At 69.1% G+C, this 4,225-nt stretch carries 5 protein-coding genes, 1 tRNA gene, 1 other RNA gene and 1 pseudogene; 1 reads left to right on the top strand and 7 read right to left on the bottom strand.

Annotation, left to right across the window (positions count from 1 at the left end; genetic code table 11):
- Positions 1-341: DUF6597 domain-containing transcriptional factor (locus tag G6020_RS03195; RefSeq protein ID WP_347238296.1), on the bottom strand; the 341-nt coding region annotated here is incomplete at its 3' end.
- Positions 342-421: 80 nt separating this feature from the next.
- Between G6020_RS03195 and G6020_RS03190 the strand changes: the two genes are divergently transcribed.
- Positions 422-928 (top strand): VOC family protein, encoded by a 507-nt coding sequence (locus G6020_RS03190; RefSeq protein ID WP_179524830.1) that lies wholly within the window; start codon positions 422-424, stop codon positions 926-928.
- A 73-nt stretch (positions 929-1,001) separates the two neighbouring features.
- Here the strand turns inward: G6020_RS03190 and G6020_RS03185 are convergent.
- From G6020_RS03185 to G6020_RS16865, 6 genes and pseudogenes are all read right to left on the bottom strand, one after another.
- Positions 1,002-1,074: transfer RNA gene (locus G6020_RS03185), tRNA-Ala, on the bottom strand.
- 133 nt (positions 1,075-1,207) lie between these two features.
- On the bottom strand, positions 1,208-1,951 hold the full coding sequence (locus G6020_RS03180; protein ID WP_179524829.1) for a thioredoxin domain-containing protein: 744 nt from the start codon (positions 1,949-1,951) through the stop codon (positions 1,208-1,210).
- 166 nt (positions 1,952-2,117) lie between these two features.
- Positions 2,118-2,491: a transfer-messenger RNA gene (ssrA, locus tag G6020_RS03175) on the bottom strand.
- A gap of 83 nt (positions 2,492-2,574) precedes the next feature.
- Positions 2,575-3,423 (bottom strand): DMT family transporter, encoded by an 849-nt coding sequence (locus G6020_RS03170; RefSeq protein WP_182609626.1) that lies wholly within the window; start codon positions 3,421-3,423, stop codon positions 2,575-2,577.
- On the bottom strand, positions 3,420-3,929 hold the full coding sequence (smpB, locus tag G6020_RS03165; protein WP_179524827.1) for an SsrA-binding protein SmpB: 510 nt from the start codon (positions 3,927-3,929) through the stop codon (positions 3,420-3,422). Before smpB ends, G6020_RS03170 begins: the two co-directional genes overlap by 4 nt.
- Before the next feature lie 59 nt (positions 3,930-3,988).
- A pseudogene (locus G6020_RS16865) lies at positions 3,989-4,225 on the bottom strand (ABC transporter permease); the annotation flags it as partial.

Raw genomic sequence — 4,225 nt, 5'->3', positions numbered from 1 at the left:
AGGGGCGTCTCCGCGTCGCGGAGCCGCCGGGGCTCGGCCGCCAACGAGGCCAATCCGGCCGGGCGGAGCAGGGCGCCCACCGCCCATCCGCTGCCGCTGAGGTCCCGGTGGGAGACGCCGGTCGTCGGTCCGGAGAGGCTGACCCCTCCGGGGTCGACGACGAGATTGGACGCCGGAAAAGGGAGCAGCTCCTGCCGGGAGGTCTCCCCCGGCGCGAGACGCCAGCGCGGGATCCAGAACCAACGGATCCGGTCACGCAGTTCCGACGGCGCGTCCTCGCGGTGGAAGGTGGGCAGCCTGTCCGGATAGAGGACCCCGCGTCGATCAGGGAGGTCGGCCATCGTCCCCTCCCCGCGTGTCGGACGCGACGGCGTCGCGAATCTTCAAGCCACTCCCGTGCATGTCCTCGTAGGTTCATCGCATGACAGAGAACACCACGCCCCGGGCCGGGGTCACCGGAGAACACACCACCGACGGCGTCCCCCACGGGTCGACCAGCCTCACGCCGTTCCTCGCCGTCGAGAGAGCGGGGGACGCGGTCGAATTCTATTCCTCGGTGTTCGGCGCCCGGGTGGTCGACGTGACGGAGATGGGCGGGATCGTCGTGCACGCCGAACTCGACTTCGGCAACGGCCGGCTGCAACTCGGCGAGCCCAGTCCCCGGTTCGGGCTCGTGCCCCCGCCCACCGGGGAGGTGGCCTGCTATTCGATCGGGATGTACTGCGCGGACGTCGACGAGGTGGTCGACCGGGCCGCACAGGCCGGGGCCACGATCCGTGAACCCGTGAGCGAGTTCGTCTCCGGCGACAGGTACGCCTCGATCCGGGACCCGTACGGCGTCCGATGGTCGATCATGTCCCGCGTGGAGGACCTGTCGGAGTCCGAGAGCGCACGCCGGGTCGCCGAGTGGGCCGCGCAGCAGGGATAGAGATGAAAAGAGCCCGGCCAGTGGCCGGGCTCTTGCTCGCATGAACCATCCGTTGCCGGATCGTTCGTTCGGGTGGAGCTAAGGGGACTCGAACCCCTGACCCCCACACTGCCAGTGTGGTGCGCTACCAGCTGCGCCATAGCCCCGTATCGGTTGTTCCGCCGTTCCCCTCTCGGCGACCGGCTCGACCAAAGTTACACCATCCCGGTTCGGCGCTCCAAATCGCCTCCGGCCCCGCCCTGGACGGGCGGGGCCGGTACCGATCGGTGCGGACCGGGGTCAGGCGAGGATGTTGTCCAGCCAGGCCGGATCGGCGATCTCCACGACCTCACCCTCGTAGGCGACCGTGGGGGTGGAGACGCGGTCGGTCACCTCTCGGATACTGTCCTGCGAGTTGTCGGCGGTGTCCGAGGCCTTCTCCATCCCGCCGTTGGTCTCCACGTTGCCGATGCACTCCACCGAGTCCGCGTTCGCGCCGGCCGCCTCGGCGGTGGCGGCCAACTCCCTCGCGGAACGGTCGCCACCGCCCTCGGCGGGCTGCTGGGCGAAGAAGGCGTTCTTGACGTCGAAGAAGGCCGGCAGCGAATCCTTGGCCGCGACGCACTGGACGGCGGCGATGGCCCGCGTGGAGTACTCGCCCGACGCCGACTGGCGGTTGAGGAAGTTGAGGGTGTGGAACTCCACGCGCAGGTCACCGGCCTCCACGGCGGAGGCGATCCGCTCACCGTTCTGCCCCTCGAAGGAGGCACACGCCGGGCACATGAAGTCCTCCCAGATCTGGACGGTCGGGGCGGTCTCCTCCCCCACCGCGATCACACCCGTGTCCGAGATCTCGATCAGCTCGTCGGCCGTCTCACCGAACGTGATCGGGTTGGCCTCGCCTCCCCGCTGGGCCATCCACACGACGCCGCCGAGGACCAGGACGGCGACGGCGATCAGGGCCGCAACCGTGATCAGCATCCCGTTGTTCTTCTTGGTCTTCAGGACCTTCGTGCTCTTGTTACCTGCGGACTTGGCGTTCACGTGTGGGTGGGCCTTTCTCTCCTGGGAAACCGTCGACCCTTTCCGAGCGACTGGCGACTACCGAGAGGGTACCGAAACCGCCTGAGTCCTCTTTCAGGTGAGGGCAGGTGGCGAGGCCGAAATGCACCGAGCCCCCGGTCGGTGATCGACCGGGGGCTCGGCCCGATGGTGGAGCTGCCGGGAATTGAACCCGGGTCCTCCGCAGCATCGGCAGGGCTTCTCCGTGCGCAGTCCGCGTTGGCCTCTACTCGGATCTCGCCCTCATGCGGACATGTCGGCGATGACGATCCCAGTCACTGTTGGATGTCCCGACCCACCCCGTGACCGGGTGAGCCGGTGATCCCTCTAGATGATGCCGGTGACCGGGGCGAGGGCGACCCCGGGCCGACAGACTACGGGCTCGCTGTCAGGCAGCGAGGGCGTAGTCGCGCTGATTGGTATCGGCGCGTAATTGGTTGCCACGACGCTTACGGTGGTCTCTGGCCTGCACCGGCACGCTTCCCCTGCGTCAACTCACGTAGTCGAAACCACATCAGCCCCGTCAGGTCCGCCGACTCTCATCGACGGACCACTGACCCTACCCCGACCGGGGCCCCACCGCCAGGGTGAGCTCCGTCTCCACCTCAGCCCAGCGCGAGCAGTGCGATCGCCACCCCCGCCAGTGCGAGCCCCGCGATCTGGACCGCGCGAAGGCGCTCCCCTCCGTGCGTGATGGCCAGCGCCACCGTGAAGGCGGGGTAGAGCGCGGCGATCACGCTCACCAGCGAGAGCATGCCCGCCTGGGAGGCGAAGTAGAAGGCTCCGTTGGCGACCGCGTCGAACACGGCGATCACCAGGCCGATGGCGATGAGGCGCCGGGAGAACCTGAACGACTCGCGGGCGGCGAACGCCGCCGTCAGGACGACCCCGGTGGCGCCGACCCGCGACGCCGCGACCGGCCACAGCCCCTCACCCGCCGGGACCTGTGCCAGCAGGACGAAGAAGCCCGCGAACGCCAGCCCCGAGATCACCGTGAGCGCCATCAACGGCCAGGTGAGGCGACCGTGTCCGATCGACGAACCCTCGTCGCTCTCCAGTGAGACGAGGACCGTGGCGACGAGCGCCACCGACATCCCGACCAGGGCTGCCGCCCCGGGCCGCTCCCCCGCCACCAACCCGAACGCGAGCGGCACCGACGCGGCCAGAACCGCCGTGATCGGCGAGATCACGCTCATCGGCCCGCGCGAGAGCGCGACGTAGAACGACCACACCGCGAGACCTGACAGGAGGCCCGAAGTCAGCCCCCAGGCCAACCCGACCAGGGTCGGTGACCCCCCGGACACCACCGCCGCCGCCCCGACCAGCACGATCGACAGCGGGTACGACACGCTGACGACCCTCAGTGCACGGGCACGCCGGGACGCGACCCCGCCGAGGTAGTCGCTGATGCCGTACGCCACCGCCGAGGTCGACGCCAGCGCGACCGGCATCATGCGTGCATGCCCTTGATCCTCCTGCCGAGTTCGCGAACGGCTTCGCGCTCGGCGGTCCGCTTGGCGATGTCGTGCCGTTTGTCGTGGGCCTGCTTACCCCGGGCGACGGCCAGTTCGACCTTGACCCGCCCGTTCACGAAGTAGAGGGACAGCGGGACCAGCGTGGCGTTGCCGTCCCGCACCTTGCCGACGAGCGAATCGATCTCGCGACGGTGCAGCAACAGTTTGCGGGCGCGCTTGGGCGCGTGGTTGGTCCAGTTCCCGTGGGAGTACTCGGGGATGTGGAGCCCGCGGAGCCACACCTCGCCGTCGTCGATCGTCGCGAACGCGTCGACCAACGACGCCTGGCCCTCGCGCATGCTCTTGATCTCCGTACCCAACAGCGCGATCCCCGCCTCGTGGGTGTCGAGGATGGAGTACTCGTGCCGGGCCTTGCGGTTGCTCGCGACCACGCTGCCGTCACGGCCGAGGGTCGACGCGCCCTTCTTCTTGTTCTTCTTGGCCACGCCGGTTCACCTCCTCGTCCGTCCGTCGGGCAGATCCCCCACTCTAGATCAGTACGGGATCACCGCCGAACCGTGATCCGCAGCGTGGCCCATGCCGTGAGCGCGGACACCACCGCGCCCGCCACCACGAGGACCGGGGCCAGCAGCAGGATGTCGACGGTGGTGATCCGTTCCACCAGGTTCGCCCGGTACGCCTCGGCCAGCACCCTGTCGAGGAAGACGACCTTGGCCCCCAGCAGCCCGCCGACCGCGAGCAGCGAACCGACCACCGACGCCAGCACGGCTTCCACCACGAA

The sequence above is a fragment of the Dietzia sp. B19 genome (assembly GCF_014145155.1).
GTDB classification, from domain to species: domain Bacteria; phylum Actinomycetota; class Actinomycetes; order Mycobacteriales; family Mycobacteriaceae; genus Dietzia; species Dietzia natronolimnaea.
This window is presented reverse-complemented; position numbering and strand designations above follow the sequence as displayed.

What these genes read in the sequence shown, in the direction of transcription:
- G6020_RS03190 (WP_179524830.1), top strand. Translation starts at nt 422, where the DNA reads ATGACAGAGAACACCACGCCCCGGGCCGGGGTCACCGGAGAACACACC.
- G6020_RS03170 (WP_182609626.1), bottom strand. Translation starts at nt 3,423, where the DNA reads ATGATGCCGGTCGCGCTGGCGTCGACCTCGGCGGTGGCGTACGGCATC.